Origin of the sequence: Simplicispira psychrophila DSM 11588 (assembly GCF_000688255.1) — a bacterium.
GTDB classification, from domain to species: Bacteria; Pseudomonadota; Gammaproteobacteria; order Burkholderiales; family Burkholderiaceae_C; genus Simplicispira; species Simplicispira psychrophila.
This window is the reverse complement of sequence record NZ_JHYS01000005.1, coordinates 178670-195644: the sequence shown is the minus strand read 5'-3', so window position 1 is coordinate 195644 and position 16975 is coordinate 178670. Positions and strand designations below refer to the sequence as shown.

Sequence of the window (16975 nt, the reverse complement as noted above, 5' to 3'; positions counted from 1 at the left end):
GAAATCAATAGCTGAAAGCGCAGGCCCTATAAGGGTTTGAGGCCTATTTCATGCGTAAAACAAGGCTGCTCAGTGTGATGTGCCTTCCGAGCGCGTGATCTTGTTCCAGACGTTGTATTTGCCGACCGGCTTGCTCATGGGCAGGCGCTTGACCTCCTTGAGCGTTTGGGTGTCAAACACAATGACCGCGCCGTCCATTTCCCAGACACTGACCAGGGCGTAGCGGCCGTCCTTGGTGAACTCCGTGTGTGCCAGGGTGCGGCCAGGTTCGCGCAGCGTGGCCACCGGCTCCAGCGTCTTCTTGTCGATCAGCGTCAGCGTGTCCTTCGAGGTCGGGCTCATCATTGAATCGGCCCAGGCGTAGGGCGTGTTTTCATGGCTGCGCATGAAAAATCCCGGGCCGGGAGTCGGAATGGTTTTGACGATTTTCCAGGTCTTCATGTCGATCACATCGATGGCACCGTCCTTCAGGTTCGGGCTGGCCAGCACCGTGGTGCCGTTCCAGGCAAAGGTGATGCCCGAGCCCAAGTGCGGCATGCCGGCAATGGGCAGTTCGGCAATCTTGCGCCGTACATCCAGGTTGACCACCTGTGCGGTCGGCGTGCCGGCTCCAGCGCCGGTTTTGGGCCGCGTGGAGCCCAGCACATGGGTGTATTCCTGATCAAAGAAAAAGTCGTCCAGCGGCTCTTCTAGTTTGGTGCGGCGCACGCCGTGAAAACCGGGGGTAGGAATGCCTTCCCCCAAGCGGTAGTCGTGCACCAAGCCGTCGTAGATCGGCTCGACCCGTGGGTTGTACGAAATCTCCCAAACCTGCGGGATGTCTTTCAGCGCCACAACAAAGCTCTGGCGCGGCGCCGCGTCATACACCGCCGAAACGCGCGAGGACTCTTTGCCGTCCTGCGTGGTGGCGTCAAAGCGCTTGACCAGGTTCAGGTCGGCATCAAACAGCATGGCGGTGCGCGGCAGGTAGTTGGCCGCCATCACCCACCGGCCATCGCCGCTGACGGCGACGTTGCGCATGTTCAAACCAGCGCGCACCTCGGCGACGATGGTCAGGTTCCACAGGTCGTACTTGGTGATCCAGCCGTCACGCGAGCCAAAGAACACATAGCGCCCCTCGGGTGTGAACTTGGGGCCGCCGTGCAGGGCGTAGCGGCTGGCAAAGCGGTGGATGACTTCAAAGCGGTCGCCGTCCAGCACCGAGACATGGTGGTCGCCGCCTTCGACCACCAGGAAGATGTTCATCGGGTCGGCCTTCCAGGTTGGGCGTGCCGGCAGGTCTTTGGCGCCGGCCGTTTCCACGCGCGAGGCGCGCACCTCGGCATCGCTCCAGCCGGGGGCGGGCGTGACGGGCTGGTAGATCCAATTGGTCAGCGCGGTGATTTCAGCGCTGGACAGGGTGTGTGCAAAACCGGCCATCTGGGTGGCAGTGCGGCCTTCTTTCACCACGCGCAAGGCTTCGGGGCGGCGCAGGCGCTCCAGGCTCTCGGGCAACAGCGCTGGGCCCATGCCGCCGGTGCGCGTGGCGCCGTGGCAGCTGGCGCAGTGCTGGCCGTAGAGGGCGGCGGCGTCGAGGGTGGCGCTGCTTTCGGGCGCTGCGGCCACCACGGCGGGTGGGGTGGCCGGCGTTTGCGCCTGGGCCAGATCTACGCCCATCCAGAGCAGGCCGGCGCCCAGGGCCAGTTTGCCAGCGTCCGCCAGCAGGCGGCGTAAGGGGAAGGGTTTACGCATTTTCAGTCTCGTGGTGGATGTCGATGGTGCGCCGGCGGGTGCTGAACGGCGTCAGCGCCACGCGCTCGGCATCGCTGCCGGCGGCCAGGCCAATTTCGTCGTCGCGCAGATAGCAGCCGGGGTCTTCCGCCCAAGCATCGCCGGTGAGTTGCTGCGCGCGCACACGGGTGTTGCCGCCGCACAGGTCAAAGTACTGGCATGGTGCGCAGCGCCCGCCAACCGGGCGCGGTTTGGCCTTCAGGCCGGCCATCAGTGGCTCGGAGGTGTCGGACCAAATCGCCGAGAACGGCCGCTGGCGCACATTGCCCAGGTCGTGGTGCCACCACATGGTGTCGGGGTGCACGGTGCCGAGGTTGTCGATGTTGGCGACATTGACGCCACTCGAATTGCCGCCCCAAGCGACCAGCCGCTCGCGCAGCGGTGCCAGCCATTGCGGCATCCGCGCCTGCACCCATTGCAGCAGGTAGGCCGCATCGGCGTCGTTGTTGCCGGTGACGTAGTCCTCGGTACGGCCTTCCAGCGCCGACTGCCAGGCGCGTTCAAACAGCAAATCCAGCGCATCGCGCGTGGACTGGAACTGCGCGTCTTTCCCGCGGTGGATGTTGCCGCGCCCGGCGTAGTTCAGGTGCGAAAAATAGAACTTGTCGCATTCCTCGGCGCGCATCAAATCGAGCAGCGCCGGCAGGTCGTGTGCGTTCATCGCGGTCATGGTGAAGCGCAGTCCCACCTTCACACTGCGTGCGTGCAGGTGGCGCACGGCGGCTAAGCTGCGCTCAAAGGCGCCGTCCAGCCGGCGAAATTTGTCGTGCGTCGGCTGCAGTCCGTCCAGGCTGATGCCGACGTAGTCAAAACCGGTCGCCGCCACGCGATCCGCCATAGCTTCGTCGATCAGCGTGCCGTTGGTGGACAGGCCGGTGTAGAACTTCATCGCCTTGGCGCGCTCGGCAATCTCGAAGATGTCGGGCCGCATCAACGGTTCGCCGCCCGAGAGGATCAGCACCGGTACGCGGTAGCCCTTGAGATCGTCCATCACGCCAAACACTTCGTCGGTGGAGAGTTCGCCTTCGTAGTCGTGGTCGGCCGACAGTGCGTAGCAGTGCTTGCAGGTCAGGTTGCAGCGGCGGATCAGGTTCCAGATGACCACCGGGCCGGGCGCGCCGCCGCTGCCACGGCGGGCGTGCACGGCTTGCGGGTAGTGGCCGGTTTTTTCGGCTTGCGCGAGCTCGCGCATGTATTGACTGATGCGGAACATGGTTCAGCTTTCTGAGGTGTGGGGTGTCGTTGGGACGGTGGGGGTGTTCAGCCGCAAGCCGGTTTTCTTCAGGATGGCGGTCGAATACAAAATGTCGTGGCCGTGGCAGGCGCTGCCCAGCAGCTGCGCTAGTTGCACCGCCTGTTGCTCGACTTCGGCGCGCGTGCGCCCGTGCAGCATGGCAAACAGGTTGTACGGCCACGCCGGCAAGCGGCGCGGGCGGCGGTAGCAGTGGCTGACACCGGGGATTTGGCCGATACGCTCGCCCAGCGCATCCACTTGGTCGTCGTCCACGTTCCAGACGCTCATGCCGTTGGCGACAAAGCCGAGGCGGTAGTGGTTGGGCACGGCACCGATGCGGCGCACCAGCCCGGTGTCCAGCAACTGCGCCAGACGCTCGCGCACCTGCGCGCCCGAAACGCCCAATTGCGCGCCGACCGCGTCGTAAGGGCGTGGCACCAGCGGCAGGCCGCGCTGGGTGGCAGCGATCAAGGCGCGGTCAAAGTCATCCAGCGCCATGGGCACCTCCGGTCAGCGGCAGTTTGAGTTCGACAAAAAACTCACGTTCTTTGGGGAAGGCCAGCACCGGCAAACCAGTGTCGGCTTCGATGCGCTCAATGGCGGCGGCGGCGGCGGCGGGGGTTTCGGTGCCCAGCACAAACCACATGTTCAGCGCGTGCTCACGGCGGTAGTTATGTGCCACTTCGGGCAAGGCGTTGACCTGGGCAGTGACCGCGGCATAGCGATCTTCCGGCACATCCATCGCGGCCAGCACAAACAGGCCACCGGCGCGCTCAATCTGGAACAGCGGGCCAAAGCGCGTCAGCGTGCCATCGGCCAGCAGCGTTTGCAGGCGCTCCAGCACCACCGCTTCGCTGCTGCCCAGTTCGGCAGCGACATCGGCAAACGGCGTATCAGTGAGCGGCAGATCGCCGTGCAGGCGCTCTAGCAGGCGGGCATCAAAGGCTGAGAGCATGGGCCTCCTCCGTGGCGTTAGCAGTAGGGGTGGACGTGGCTGGCAGCGCCCGAAAACGCCGTGGCCCGGTTTGCTTGAAGCGTTGGCGCGAGAACAGCGTCTGGCGCGGGTAATGCGCCAGTCCACTGAGGGCCGTCACCCGCTCGATCACCGCCAGCACCGCCGCGCGGTCGCGCCCGTGCACCATGCAGTACAGGTTGTACGGCCAGCCGGCAGCAGGCGTGCGCTTATAGGCCAGCGTCACGCCGGGTTCGCGCGCCAGCAGCTCGCCGCAGGCATCGACAGCGCTGTCGGGCACGTCAAACACCGTCATGGCGTTGGCGTCAAAGCCCAGCTCATGGTGGCGCACGATGGCGCCCAAACGGCGCAGCGTGCCGTTGTCCAGCCACTGTTGCAAGGTGTGCAGTATGTCGTCTGGCGTGCGGCCCAGCCTCTCGGCCCAACGGTCGAACGGCTGCGGCTCCAGTGGCACGCCGGCCTCCAGCAGCGCGGCCAGTGGCCGGTCAGCGGCAGCAATCGGCACCGCGCTGCGCACCGGTGCCGCTGCCATCGGCACGGGCGCAGTGCGCTGGCGCAGGTCAAACCCGAGGTCGATGCGGTAGGCGCGCTCCATGCGCAGTTGCAGCGCGGGCAGGCCGGTGGCCTCTTCCAGCGACTGCATCGCCGCGCGCACGGCGGCGTCGTCCTGCCCGGTCATGACAAACCACAGGTTGTAGTGGTGCTCGCGCTCGTAGTTGTGGTTCACGCCAGGGTGGGCCGAGACCTGCGCGGCGACGGCGTGCAGGCGCTCGGGCGGCACCGCCATGGCAGCCAGCAGTGCGGCGCCGCCGGCATGGCCGGCAAACACGCCGCCAATGCGGCTGAGGGCGCCGCTGGCCTGCAATTGGGCGTAGCCGGCCAGCACTGCGTCTAACTCCATGCCCGCTTGGTGGGCAATCTGCTGGAATGGCGCGCGCACCAGCGGAAAACCGCGTTGCCACGGGTTGAGCAGCGCCAGCTCTAGCGCCGGCAGGCTGTGAGGGGTAGGTAGGACAGCGGCTGGCATGGTCAAAACCCCATGCGCGCAGCGCGTGAGGTGAAGAAGATGCCGCTGGGCGAGTCCACCGTCATCGTCGCCGTGGTGGCAAAACTCTGCGTGTCGATGACGCTGACCCGGTTGTCGTCGCGCGCACTGATCCACACCGCTTCGCCGCGCGGCGTGAACTCCATGTGCAGCACCGCTTTGCCGGGCTCCAGCGTGCGCACGATGGCCTGGGTGGTGGTGTCGATAACCTGCACGCGGTGGTAGTCGGGTACGGAAAAATTCACCCACACCTGGCGCCCGTCGGGCCGCGCCATGACAAACACCGGCTGGCCAGCGACCGGGATGCGGCCGACTTCTTGCCAAGTGTCGGTGTCCACCACCAGCACCTCGTGGCGGCCAATGGCGGGCAAATAAGCCCGGCGCCCAGCGACGGCCCAGCCACGCAGATGCGGCATTTTGTAGACCGGCAGCGGCTCTTGGCCGCGTCCATAGCCGCCCAAAATGCGGCGCACTTTGGGGTTTTCGTCCCACAAATCGACCATTGCCAAACCGTCTTCGCCAAACAGGCCAGCAATGTAGTGCCGGCCATTGGGCGTGACCAGTGCGTCGTAGGGTTGGCGGCCAATGTTCTTGATTTTGGTCGTGATGGGTTGCGCCGGATTGGAGAAGTCGCTGATCCAGATCTCACCAGCGTCAAACAGGCTGTACACAAAGCGCCGCCCCGGCAAATCCGCCAGACCGACCACGCGCGAGCGCTGGCCGGGGGCGTATTCTGCCGGCACGTCGGCCAGCAGCGTCAGCGTGGCTGCGTCAAACACCTTGATGCCGCCAGGCGTGTAGTTTTGCGCCACCACCAGCGTGCCATCGTTGCTGATGGCACCGCCAATCGAGTTGCCGGCCTGCACCACGCGGGCGACGATTTGCTGGGTCAGGATATCGACCTTGGTCAGCGCGCCATCGCGGCCAAACACATAGGCGTAACGCGCGTCGCGCGAGAACACCACCGAGGCGTGCGACAAATCGCCCAAGCCGGTCACCTGCGCCAGCAGCGCGCGCTCGCTGGTGCTGACGATGGCCAGCGTGCCGGTGGCACGGGCCACCACCACGCCTAAATCGCCGGTGCCGCGCAGCAGCCCGGCTGGCGCCGCGCTGGCTGGTGCGGCGGGAGCGCTGGCGCAGCCCGCCAGCGTCAGGGTGGAAGCGCCCAAACAGGCGCCCATCAGGGCAAGGCTTTGGCGACGTTTCATTGGGGTGCTTTCGGAGGGGGCGCGGAGGAGGGAAACCCCGCAAACAGCTGTTCAGTGATCCAGCGGGCTTCGGCCTCGCTGAGCATGGCTTTCCACGGCGCCATCGGCGTGCCGGGGCGGCCGCCGTAGATGGTGGCGACCATCGAATCCAGCGGTTTATCGGCCAGCGCCTCGGGTGTCAACGCTGGGCCGAGGCCACCGGTCAGGTACAGGCCGTGGCAGGAGCCGCAGTCTTGGCGCACCATGCGCACCAATGCTTGTTGGCGCTCGGGCGTGGGCGGGGTGGTTGTCGGGCTGGAGGTTTGTGCCAAGGCGCTGCCAGCCAGCAGCGCCAGCGCCGCGCTCAGCCAGACGCTGCGCAAGGAGGAGGGAGGGAGCGGAAGTGCCATGGTGCAGAAAAAAGAGGAGTAGCGGCAGCGTAGAAAAGAAAATTTCAACAGAGGGCGGTAGGGAGAAGCTGAAAACATTCTCATACTCTGCATCTTTGCCGCAGGGCACCTGCCTGTCCTTGATCCGTATCAAGGACGATGCCCCCCGCTGTTTTGACAATCTGACCTCACCCACCGTTTCGATGATCCAGGAGTTTTCATGACCACCGATGTTTCCGCCGCACCTGGCGCCCCGTCTTGCAGCACACCGGGCCCCGTTGCCGCGCCTGCACCGTGGGGCCGCGTCACGCTGGTGGGCGCCGGCCCAGGCGATGCCGAACTCCTCACCCTCAAGGCCGCGCGCGTCCTGGCCAGCGCACGCGTGGTGCTGTATGACAACTTGGTTTCCCCGGAGGTGCTGGCGCATGTGCCGGTGGATGCCGAGCGGATCTATGTCGGCAAGAAAAGCAGCAACCATACCTTGCCCCAGGAGGGCATCATTGAACTGATGGTCCGGCTGGCCCAGCAGGGCAAGTCGCTGGTGCGCCTCAAGGGGGGTGACCCGTACATTTTTGGCCGGGGCGGCGAAGAGGCCGAGGCCCTGGCTGCCGCCGGCATTGCCTGTGACACCATCCCCGGCATCAGCGCCGCCCAAGGTGCCGCAGCCGCCGTCGGCATTCCTTTGACGCACCGCGACCATGCCGGCATGCTGGTGCTGGCCACTGGCCACCTGCAGGGCGAGGGCGAAGCGCGCACCGTCGAGTTGGACTGGGAAGCGCTGGCGCGGCCGCGCCAGACGGTGGTGATCTACATGGGCATCGGCACGCTGGGGGTGATTTGCAGCAAGCTGATCGAGCACGGCCTGTCGCCCGACACCCCGGCCGCGCTGATCGAGCGCGCTACCTGGCCGCAGCAGCGCAGCATCTTTGGCACGCTGCAAACCTTGCCCGCCTTGAGCGTAGAGCACCAGGTCAGTCCGCCGGCGCTCATCATGATTGGCGACACTGTGGCGCTGCACGCGCGCATCGGTGTCGGCGCGGCGCTGGGAGGCGGCGCCTGACACGCCGCTGGTACCGCCATCATCGACAATCGTGGCGCCATGTCTGTTCTTCCTTGTGACCGTTCTCTTCCTTGTCCTTGTGGACGGCTGTCCCTCCGGCGCCAGCCGCTGGCGCTGGCCGACTGCTGCGGCCGCTATCTGGAGCACTTTGACAGCACTCCGGCGCCCGACGCCGAGCAGCTGATGCGCTCGCGCTACAGCGCCTTTGTGCTGCAGCGGCGCAATTACCTGCTCGCCACTTGGCACGCGCCGCAGCGTCCGGCCGCGCTGGACTTTGAGCCCGGCGCGCAGTGGCTCGGTTTGGAAGTGCGCCGCCGCCGTGTACTCGATGCCACCCATGCCGAAGTTGAATTCGTTGCCCGCTACCGCGTCGCCGGCCGGGCGGTGCGCTTGCACGAGAACAGCCACTTTGTCTGCGAAGACGGGCGCTGGTATTACGTCGATGGGGATGGGTGTTGATCACGGTTAATTTATAGCCAAAATGGCTTCAAACCATTGCCTGATAAGCGCTATAAGCTATGAAATTTGATGCTGTTTTATTTGACTGCGACGGCGTGCTGGTCGATAGTGAACTGCTCACCCAAGGCGTCTTGCACGCCATGTTGGGCGAGGCCGGCTGGGTCATGTCGATGCAGGACTGCCTGGCACGGTTTTTGGGCAAGGCAGTGCGCGACGAGCGCGCGGCCATCGAATTCCATACCGGCCGGCCGTTGACGGAAGACTGGATGGCCGTGTTTTATGCACGCCGCAACCAGGCTTTGCAGCAGCATTTGCAAATCATCGATGGCGCACACACGGCCGTCAGTACCCTGCATGTGCAACTGGATGGGCGCATTGCCTGCGCCTCGGGTGCTGACCGCGCCAAGGTCACGCTGCAACTGGCCAAAGTCGGGTTGCTGCCCTTTTTTGACGGGCGCATTTTCAGCGGCCAAGAGTTGGCGCGCACCAAGCCCGCGCCCGACGTGTATCTGGCCGCGGCCGCTGCGTTGGGTATCACGCCGCAGCGCTGCGCGGTGGTCGAAGACAGCGTGACCGGCGTGCGCGCGGGCTTGGACGCTGGCGCCATCGTCTTCGGCTACGCCCCTGGCGGCCCCGGCCACAGCAGCGCTGAGGCGCTGCGGGCCGCCGGCGTGGTACAGGTGTTTTCCGACATGGCCGAGTTGCCGGCGTTGCTGGCCGGCTGATGCACACTGGCGCGCTCATTTCTCTCTACCCAAGGATTTTCATGCAACGACGCGACTTCACCCTGGCAGGCATCGGTACATTTGGCGCTTTGCTGTTGGCGGCCACCCAGGCACGCGCCCTGTCGTTGTCCGGCTTGAGCAATGCCGACGCCAGCAGCGGCGTGAAAGCGGCGCTAGAGCAAGGTGCCATTGCTGCCGTTGGCATGCTGGGTCAGTCGGGCGGATTTTTGAACAATCCGAGTGTGCGGATTCCGCTGCCGGGCTATCTCGCAGATGCCGCCAAGCTGATGAAGCGTTTTGGCCAAGGCAAGCGTATTGAAGAGCTGGAGACCTCCCTCAACCGTGCTGCTGAAATGGCGGTGCCGATGGGCAAAGACCTGCTGATTGGCGCTGTGCAAAGCATGAGCATCACCGACGCCAAAAACATCCTGACCGGCGGCGACACTTCGGTGACGGATTTTTTCTCCAGCAAAACCCGCGTGCCGTTGGGCGAGAAATTCTTGCCGGTGGTGACGCAAGCCACCAGCCAAGTCGGCTTGGCGCAGCAGTACAACGCCTTCGCCGGAAAAGCCGCTGGTTTTGGCTTGGTGAAGAAGGAAGATGTGCGTATCGAGGACTACGTCACCAGCAAAACGCTGGACGGCCTGTTCACGGTGATTGGCGAAGAAGAACGCAAACTGCGCCAAAATCCCGCCGCCGCAGGCAGTGCACTGTTGCAGAAGGTGTTTGGGTCGTTGAAGTAAGGGATTTTCGGGTGAGTTTGTACGCCACTTGTACTAACATCAGGCCTGTTAATCCAATATATTGAGGTGCCCCATGACCGTCGCCGCTCCATTCTCCACCTCCCGTTCCGCGCGTTTTGGCCTGCGCGCCACTGTCGAGCAAGAGGCGGTGCTGCGCCGCGCTGCCGAGGTGGCGCGCAAGTCGCTGACCGATTTCATTCTCGACAGTGCGTGTCAGGCCGCGGAACAAACCCTGCTGGATCAGCGCCTGTTCATGGTGTCGGGCGACCAGTACCAAGCCTTGATGGATTTGCTAGACCAGCCTGAGCAGCCCAATGAAGGGCTGCGCGATTTGTTCTCGCGCAAAGCCCCTTGGGATGCAGCGTGAGTTGGGGCGCTCCGCAGCCGCTGGGGCCACAGCATCGGCTGGAAGGCTTTGACTGCGGTAAACCAGCGTTGACCGATTGGCTGCTGCGCCACGCACGGCAGGCGCAAAGCAGTGGCTCGGCCAAGACTTTTGTGGCGACTGCGGGCGAGCGCGTGGTGGGCTATTTCAGCCTGACCGTAGGCCAAATCGACACCTTTGATGCACCCGACCGCATCCGCAAAGGCATGGGTCAATATCCGCTGCCGGTGGTAATTTTGGCGCGGTTGGCCGTGTCGCAGTCCGACCAAGGGCGCGGCATTGGCTTTGGTCTGTTGCAAGACGCCATTCGGCGCACCGTGTTGATTGCCGAACAGGCCGGCATCCGCGCGATGCTGACTCATCCACTGGACGAGGAAGCGGCGCGTTTTTATGCCCGCTTTGGTTTTATCGCTTCGCCGTTGCGAGAGCAGCAATGGTTGTTGCTGCTGAAGGACGCGCGGCGGTTTTTGAGTGCTGTAGAGCATTGATTTCAAGCAAAATTGGCCTCTAGCCCTTTAAATACGTGCGCTAGCAGCTATTATTTTTGATTAGCTACTGACTTGCCCCACCCGCGCATTGCGCCTGAATTCCGCTGGCGACTGCCCTGTCCAGCCGCGAAAGGCGCGGATAAAGCTTTTGTCGTTGCTAAAACCGGCCTCGTGCGCCACTTGTTTGATGGCGCGGTCGGTGCGGTGCAGCAGGGCGATGGCGCGTTCGCGGCGCACTTCGTCTTTCAGTGCTTGCAGCGAGGCACCTTCTTCTTTCAGCTGGCGGTGCAATGTGCGCGGTGACAGGTGCAGGCGCTCGGCCAGGGCGTCGGCGCTGTGGGCAGCGCCGGGGGCGCTGGCCAGCGCTTGGCGCACGCGCTGCACCAGCAGGCGGTCGCGCCGGTATTGCAGCACGGTGAGCGGTAGAGCGCGCTCTAGCATTTGGCACAGCGCGGCTTCGTCGCGTTGCAGCGGCAGCGCCAGATAACGCGCATCAAAACGCAGCGTCGCCGGGCTGGTGCCAAAACGGGTACTGCCAGAAAACAGCACGCTGTACGCCCCGTGGTGCGCCGGCGCGGCAAACGGAAACTGCGCGCCTTGCAGCGGGATGCGCGAATCAATCCACCAGCACGCCAGCCCGTGGATGTTGCGCAGCACCGAGACCAAACAAAACTCGCGCAGCGGCCCCAAGTCGCGGTGCTCGGTGACGGTGATTTCGGCCATCTCGCCGCGCACCGCCAGCGCCAGCGTGATGTCTTGCGTCAGCAGGCCGTGGTGGCGGCACCAGCGGGCAATCGCCAACTGCAAATGCGGCGCGCTGATGGACGCGCGCGCCAACATGCCGTAGCTGCCCCACGGCAGGCGCCGGCTGAACCAGCCCAGCGCTTCGTCGTCCAGTGCCTGCATCGCCAGCCCCGAGAGGCGCTCGAATTGCCACGCGGTGACGCGGGCCTCGGGGTTTGCCACCGTGTCTGGCGCAATTTGTGCCTGTTGCAGCAGCGGCTGCGGGGCCACACCAGCGCTTTCGCAGGCCTGCACGATGGCCAACACAAACGCCATCGGCGTAGCGGCAGGAGCTTGGGGCGTGAGGGCGGGAAGGGGAGCGCTGAGGACGGTGCGTGAGGGCATGACTGGCCTTGGGCAAAAGAGGGGTGCGAGAGCGCAGAAGGTGGCGCCATTTGCAACCACAGTGGCTACCTTATCACCGCCGGGGCGCGTATTCTTCAGAGAAGAACCGTGCTGCTGCGCACGAGTGTCTACCCCCCTATTTTTCGTGCTTCAGGAAAGACCTCCATGCCCGTTTTGCCTACCCAATTGAATGCCCGCTCGGCTGATTTTTTAGCCAACGTCCAGGCCATGCGCACTGTGGTCGATGACCTGAAGGCGCAAATCGCCAAGATCTTTGAAGGCGGCGGCGAAGCGGCCCGCGCCAAGCACCTCGCACGCGGCAAGCTGCTGCCGCGCGACCGGGTGCAAATGTTGCTTGACCCCGGCACGCCGTTTTTGGAGCTGTCCCCGCTGGCCGCGCTGAACATGTACGACAACGCCGCGCCCGGCGCCGGCCTGATTGCCGGCATTGGCCGCGTCAGTGGCATTGATTGCATGATTGTCTGCAACGACGCCACGGTGAAGGGCGGCACCTACTACCCGCTCACCGTCAAAAAGCATTTGCGGGCGCAAGAAGTGGCGCAGCAAAACCACCTGCCGTGCATTTACTTGGTCGATTCGGGCGGCGCTAACTTGCCGAATCAAGACGAAGTCTTTCCCGACCGCGACCACTTTGGCCGCATCTTCTACAACCAAGCGCAGATGAGCTCCATGGGCATTGCGCAAATTGCCGTGGTCATGGGCAGTTGCACCGCCGGCGGCGCGTATGTGCCGGCGATGAGCGATGAATCCATCATCGTCAAGAACCAAGGCACCATCTTCTTGGGTGGCCCGCCGCTGGTCAAAGCCGCTACCGGCGAAGTGGTGACGGCGGAAGACTTGGGCGGTGGCGATGTGCACACGCGCTTGTCTGGCGTGGCCGACCATTTGGCGCAGAACGACATGCACGCGCTGCAATTGGCGCGCACCGCGATTCGCAATTTGAACAACAACAAGGCGCCAGCCCCCGCCGACAGTGCGCCAGTAGCTCCGCTTTTTGCAGCAGAAGAGCTGTATGGCGTGATTCCGGTCGATACGCGCAAGCCGTTTGACGTGCGCGAAATCATCGCCCGCATCGTTGATGGCAGCGAGTTTGACGAGTTCAAGTCGCGCTACGGCACCACGCTGGTGACTGGCTTTGCCCGCATCGAAGGCATGGCTGTCGGCATCATTGCCAACAACGGCATCTTGTTCAGCGAGTCGGCCTTGAAGGCGACGCACTTTATCGAGCTGTGCTGCCAGCGCAAGATTCCGCTGGTGTTCTTGCAGAACATCACCGGCTTTATGGTCGGGCGCAAGTACGAGAACGAAGGCATTGCGCGCAACGGCGCGAAGATGGTCACGGCGGTGGCGACGGCCAAGGTGCCCAAGTTCACCATCATCATTGGCGGCAGTTTTGGCGCGGGCAACTACGGTATGTGCGGCCGGGGCTTCTCGCCGCGCTTCTTGTGGATGTGGCCGAACGCGCGCATCTCGGTGATGGGCGGCGACCAAGCCGCTGGCGTGCTGGCCACCGTGAAGCGCGACGGTATCGAAGCCAAGGGCGGCCAGTGGAGCATGGAGGAAGAAGAAGCCTTCAAAGCGCCGATTCGCCGCCAGTACGAAGACCAAGGCCACCCCTACTACGCCAGCGCGCGCCTGTGGGATGACGGCGTCATCGACCCGGCTGACACGCGCCGCGTGCTGGCGCTGGGCTTGTCGGCGGCGCGCAACGCACCGATTGAAGACACCCAATTCGGCCTGTTCCGCATGTAAACCAAAGGTGATGAGCACTATGAGCACAGCCCTTTCTATTAACTACGACAGCTACGGCGGCTCAGTCGCCCGCATCACCCTGACCCAGCCGGAGGTGCGCAACGCCTTCAGTGACGTGGTGATTGCCGAAATCACCGCCGCCTTTTTGGAAGTCGGCGCGCGCCCCGAAGTGCGCGCCGTGGTGTTGGCCGCCGAAGGGCCCGCGTTTTGCGCCGGTGCCAATCTGAACTGGATGCGGCGCATGGCGGACTACACGCGCGACGAAAACATCAGCGACGCCGGCAAGCTGGCCGAGATGCTGCGCGTGATTTACGCGTGCCCCAAGCCGACCATTGCCCGTGTGCAGGGCGATGTGTATGCCGGTGGCATGGGCTTGGTGGCTGCCTGCGACATGGCGGTCAGTGTGGACACGGCTGGTTTTTGCCTGAGCGAAGTCAAGCTGGGGCTGATTCCGGCCACCATCAGCCCGTACGTCATCCGCGCCATGGGTGCCCGCGCCGCGCACCGCTACTTTTTGACGGCGGAGCGCTTTGATGCGCCCGAGGCACTGCGCATCGGCTTCGTCCATGCGCTGGTGGCAGCGGACGCGTTGGATGCCAAGGTCGATGAGCTGCTGAAAGCGCTGATCAGCGCCAGCCCGAACGCCGTGCGCGCCTGCAAAAAGCTGGTGCTGGATGTGGCGGAGCGCGAAATCAACGCCGGGCTGATTGCCGCCACCGTCGAAGGCATTGCCGACATCCGCGCCAGCGCCGAGGGCAAGGAGGGCGTGCAGTCCTTTTTGAACAAGCGCAAGCCGGCGTGGTTGCTGGGCTGATCTGGCCTAGCGCTAAACCTCGCCGTTAACCCCACCGTGGAGCCGACCCGTGGACACCCTTTGGCTGCAATTCGTTCAATGGCTGCACCGCGCCGGTCTGCACGTGGATGCCGGCGTAGCGCAGGGCGTGGCCGAGGGCGCAGCGCAGGTGACGCAAAAGCTAGATATGCCGGCCTTGCTGGCGCTGGCAGCAGCGCTGGGTTGGGCGAGTGGCTTTCGGTTATATGCGGTGGTGTTTTTGGTCGGCGGCATGGGCGCGCTGGACTGGCTGGCGCTGCCGCTGGGTTTACAGGTGTTGCAGCACCCGGCGGTGTTGTTGGTCAGCGGTTTCATGCTGTCGGTGGAGTTTTTTGCCGACAAAGTGCCGCTGCTCGACAGCGCGTGGGACACCGTGCACGCCTTTATCCGCATCCCCGGCGGTGCGCTGCTGGCGGCGGGCGTGTTTGGTGCCGACAACGCCACCATGGGCGTGGTGGCGGGGCTGCTGGGCGGCTCGCTGGCTGCTACTTCGCTGGCCACCAAGATGGCAACGCGCGCGGCGGTGAACACCTCGCCCGAGCCGTTTTCCAACGGGCTGGTGTCGCTGTTCGAGGATGGTTTGGTGGTCGCCGTGGTCTGGCTGGCAACGCAGCACCCGCTGTGGTTTGGCGTGGCGCTGCTGGTGATGTTGCTGCTGTCAGCGCTGCTGCTGGTGATGTTATTTAAATTCTTGCGCGCAGTGTTGCGGCGCACTTCTTCTCTTTTCTCTGGCTCTGCCAAGGTGGTTTAAATGTTTAACAAAATCCTGATTGCCAACCGCGGTGAAATTGCCTGCCGTGTGGCTGCTACTGCCCGCCGCATGGGCATCAAGACCGTGGCCGTGTATTCCGATGCGGACGCCCATGCCAAGCACGTCGCCGTCTGCGACGAGGCCGTGCATATCGGTGGCAGCGCACCCAAGGAGAGCTACCTGCGCTGGCAGGCCATCATCGAAGCCGCTAAAGCCACCGGCGCGCAGGCCATCCACCCCGGCTACGGTTTTTTGAGTGAGAACGACGCATTTGCCCAAGCCTGCGCGGACGCGGGTTTGGTGTTTATCGGCCCCCCCGCCTCAGCCATCTTGGCGATGGGCTTGAAGTCTGAATCCAAGCAATTGATGGAAAAAGCCGGTGTGCGCTTGGTGCCCGGCTACCACGGCGCGGACCAAGACCCGGCGCTGCTGCAACGCGAAGCCGACCGCATTGGCTACCCGGCGCTGATCAAAGCCAGCGCTGGCGGTGGCGGCAAGGGAATGCGTATCGTCGAAAAATCCGAAGACTTTGCCGCCGCCTTGGCCTCGTGCCAGCGCGAAGCCATCAACAGCTTTGGCGACGATGCGGTGCTGATTGAAAAGTACGTGCAGCGCCCGCGCCACATTGAAATCCAGGTGTTTGGCGACACACTGGGCAACTACGTTTATTTGTTTGAGCGCGATTGCTCAGTGCAGCGCCGCCACCAAAAGGTGCTGGAAGAAGCCCCCGCCCCCGGCATGACCCCCGAAATGCGCCAGCAAATGGGCGAGGCCGCTGTGGCCGCTGCCCGCGCCGTCAACTACGTTGGCGCCGGCACGGTCGAATTCATCGTTGAGCAGCGCGATGGCGGCGAGATGACCTTCTTCTTCATGGAGATGAACACCCGCCTGCAAGTCGAGCACCCGGTCACCGAAGCCATCACCGGCGAAGACTTGGTCGAATGGCAACTGCGCGTGGCCAGCGGCCAGCCACTGCCGCGCCGCCAAGACGAGCTGCGCATCATCGGCCACGCCATCGAAGCGCGCATTTGCGCCGAGAACCCGGACAACAACTTCCTGCCCGCCACTGGCACGCTGCACGTCTATGGCCTGCCCGAGTGCGTGACCTTTGAGCGCGGCGTGGTGCGCGTCGATTCCGGCGTGCGCCAAGGCGATGCCATCAGCCCGTTTTACGATTCGATGGTGGCCAAAGTCATCGTCCACGGCGATACACGCGAGCAGGCGCTGGCACGTTTGGATGCCACGCTGGCGCAGACGCACATTGTCGGTTTGCCGACCAACGTGCAGTTTTTGCGCCGCGTGGCTGCGACGCCCTCGTTTGCCAAGGCCGACTTGGACACGGGTTTGATTCCACGCGAAGCTGACCGTTTGTTTGACCAAGAGCCAGTCGGTCTGCCGCTGGCGGTAGCCTCGGCCGTGGCGCAAACGCTGCTGACCGAAGCCGCAGCCGCTGGCAACGATCCGTTCAGCCGCCGCGATGGCTGGCGCTCGCACGGTGTGGTGCAGCGCCGCTTTGCCTTTGACTTCCACGGCGTGCCGGCGCAAGCGCTGCTGACCTACCAACATGACGGCGCGCTGCATTTGTCGGTGGGTGAGGGCGAGGCGCAAGTGGCTGGCGTGCTGGCATTCCAGTCGCAAGGCGCCCAGTGCATCGACCTGCAATTTGCCGGCCAGCGCCAAGGGGTCAGCGTGTATTCCCAAGGCGAGGCGCAATACATCTTTGCCGCCCACGGCGCGACCGACATCATCGAAATCGACCTGTTGGCGCACTCCGGCGAAGCACCGGCCGAAGGCGGTCGCCTGACCGCGCCGATGCCGGGCAAGGTGGTGTCGTTTGCTGTCAAGGCCGGCGATACCGTCACCAAGGGGCAGCCGCTGGCGGTGATGGAAGCCATGAAGATGGAGCACACCATTGCCGCACCCGCCGATGGCGTGGTGGCCGAGTTGCTGTACGCCCCCGGCGACCAGGTGACCGAAGGCGCTGAGCTCCTGACGTTGACGCTGGCCACTGCCGCTGCCTGAGTGTGAATGGA

General features: G+C 64.2%; 18 protein-coding genes. 10 read left to right on the top strand and 8 right to left on the bottom strand.

Features of this window, described 5'->3' with window-relative positions; genetic code table 11:
• Window positions 1-69 precede the first annotated feature (69 nt).
• The 7 genes from Q390_RS0107470 to Q390_RS0107440 are packed head-to-tail and all read right to left on the bottom strand — an operon-like array spanning window position 70 to window position 6619.
• Entirely contained in the window at window positions 70-1731 is a 1662-nt protein-coding gene (locus tag Q390_RS0107470) for a nitrite reductase (protein WP_037472425.1), read from the bottom strand.
• A complete protein-coding gene (gene nirJ / locus Q390_RS0107465; RefSeq protein ID WP_027995495.1) occupies window positions 1724-2983 on the bottom strand; it encodes a heme d1 biosynthesis radical SAM protein NirJ in 1260 nt (419 codons plus the stop codon). Before nirJ ends, Q390_RS0107470 begins: the two co-directional genes overlap by 8 nt.
• A gap of 3 nt (window positions 2984-2986) precedes the next feature.
• The gene (ahbB, locus tag Q390_RS0107460) at window positions 2987-3502 is read right to left on the bottom strand and encodes a siroheme decarboxylase subunit beta (protein ID WP_027995494.1); all 516 of its coding nucleotides are present in this window, start codon (window positions 3500-3502) and stop codon (window positions 2987-2989) included.
• Window positions 3489-3959 (bottom strand): Lrp/AsnC family transcriptional regulator, encoded by a 471-nt coding sequence (locus Q390_RS0107455; protein ID WP_027995493.1) that lies wholly within the window; start codon window positions 3957-3959, stop codon window positions 3489-3491. Before Q390_RS0107455 ends, ahbB (Q390_RS0107460) begins: the two co-directional genes overlap by 14 nt.
• Entirely contained in the window at window positions 3943-5004 is a 1062-nt protein-coding gene (ahbB, locus tag Q390_RS17900) for a siroheme decarboxylase subunit beta (RefSeq protein WP_051603107.1), read from the bottom strand. The genes Q390_RS0107455 and ahbB (Q390_RS17900) overlap by 17 nt, the downstream gene beginning before the upstream one ends.
• Before the next feature lie 2 nt (window positions 5005-5006).
• A complete protein-coding gene (locus tag Q390_RS0107445; RefSeq protein ID WP_027995492.1) occupies window positions 5007-6230 on the bottom strand; it encodes a cytochrome D1 domain-containing protein in 1224 nt (407 codons plus the stop codon).
• Window positions 6227-6619 carry a c-type cytochrome gene (locus Q390_RS0107440; protein WP_037472486.1) on the bottom strand — a complete coding sequence of 131 codons (393 nt, stop codon included), beginning with the start codon at window positions 6617-6619 and terminating at the stop codon, window positions 6227-6229. The genes Q390_RS0107445 and Q390_RS0107440 overlap by 4 nt, the downstream gene beginning before the upstream one ends.
• 199 nt (window positions 6620-6818) lie before the next feature.
• Here Q390_RS0107440 and cobA point away from each other — a divergent pair, with 199 nt between their 5' ends.
• The 6 genes from cobA to Q390_RS0107410 all read left to right on the top strand — a co-directional run bounded on the left by cobA (window position 6819) and on the right by Q390_RS0107410 (window position 10458).
• The gene (gene cobA / locus Q390_RS0107435) at window positions 6819-7658 is read left to right on the top strand and encodes a uroporphyrinogen-III C-methyltransferase (protein ID WP_027995490.1); all 840 of its coding nucleotides are present in this window, start codon (window positions 6819-6821) and stop codon (window positions 7656-7658) included.
• Window positions 7659-7697: 39 nt separating this feature from the next.
• Complete coding sequence (locus Q390_RS0107430; RefSeq protein ID WP_027995489.1) at window positions 7698-8117, top strand: YchJ family protein; 420 nt, start codon at window positions 7698-7700, stop codon at window positions 8115-8117.
• Between the two features lie 59 nt (window positions 8118-8176).
• Window positions 8177-8842: an HAD family hydrolase gene (locus tag Q390_RS0107425; RefSeq protein ID WP_027995488.1), complete on the top strand. Its 666-nt coding sequence runs from the start codon at window positions 8177-8179 to the stop codon at window positions 8840-8842.
• A gap of 41 nt (window positions 8843-8883) precedes the next feature.
• On the top strand, window positions 8884-9585 hold the full coding sequence (locus Q390_RS0107420; protein WP_027995487.1) for a DUF4197 domain-containing protein: 702 nt from the start codon (window positions 8884-8886) through the stop codon (window positions 9583-9585).
• Window positions 9586-9658: 73 nt separating this feature from the next.
• A complete protein-coding gene (locus tag Q390_RS0107415) occupies window positions 9659-9952 on the top strand; it encodes a type II toxin-antitoxin system TacA family antitoxin (protein WP_027995486.1) in 294 nt (97 codons plus the stop codon).
• On the top strand, window positions 9949-10458 hold the full coding sequence (locus Q390_RS0107410; protein ID WP_027995485.1) for a GNAT family N-acetyltransferase: 510 nt from the start codon (window positions 9949-9951) through the stop codon (window positions 10456-10458). The genes Q390_RS0107415 and Q390_RS0107410 overlap by 4 nt, the downstream gene beginning before the upstream one ends.
• A gap of 60 nt (window positions 10459-10518) precedes the next feature.
• Here the strand turns inward: Q390_RS0107410 and Q390_RS0107405 are convergent, their stop codons facing one another.
• The gene (locus Q390_RS0107405) at window positions 10519-11586 is read right to left on the bottom strand and encodes an AraC family transcriptional regulator (RefSeq protein WP_037472422.1); all 1068 of its coding nucleotides are present in this window, start codon (window positions 11584-11586) and stop codon (window positions 10519-10521) included.
• A gap of 165 nt (window positions 11587-11751) precedes the next feature.
• Between Q390_RS0107405 and Q390_RS0107400 the strand changes: the two genes are divergently transcribed.
• From Q390_RS0107400 to Q390_RS0107385, 4 genes are read left to right on the top strand one after another with little or no spacing between them, the layout of a single operon-like run.
• Window positions 11752-13359: a carboxyl transferase domain-containing protein gene (locus Q390_RS0107400; protein WP_027995483.1), complete on the top strand. Its 1608-nt coding sequence runs from the start codon at window positions 11752-11754 to the stop codon at window positions 13357-13359.
• Between the two features lie 19 nt (window positions 13360-13378).
• On the top strand, window positions 13379-14173 hold the full coding sequence (locus tag Q390_RS0107395; protein WP_027995482.1) for an enoyl-CoA hydratase/isomerase family protein: 795 nt from the start codon (window positions 13379-13381) through the stop codon (window positions 14171-14173).
• 49 nt (window positions 14174-14222) lie between these two features.
• On the top strand, window positions 14223-14942 hold the full coding sequence (locus Q390_RS0107390) for a DUF4126 domain-containing protein (protein ID WP_027995481.1): 720 nt from the start codon (window positions 14223-14225) through the stop codon (window positions 14940-14942).
• Complete coding sequence (locus Q390_RS0107385) at window positions 14943-16964, top strand: acetyl/propionyl/methylcrotonyl-CoA carboxylase subunit alpha (RefSeq protein ID WP_027995480.1); 2022 nt, start codon at window positions 14943-14945, stop codon at window positions 16962-16964. It abuts the gene before it with no gap.
• Window positions 16965-16975: the final 11 nt, after the last annotated feature.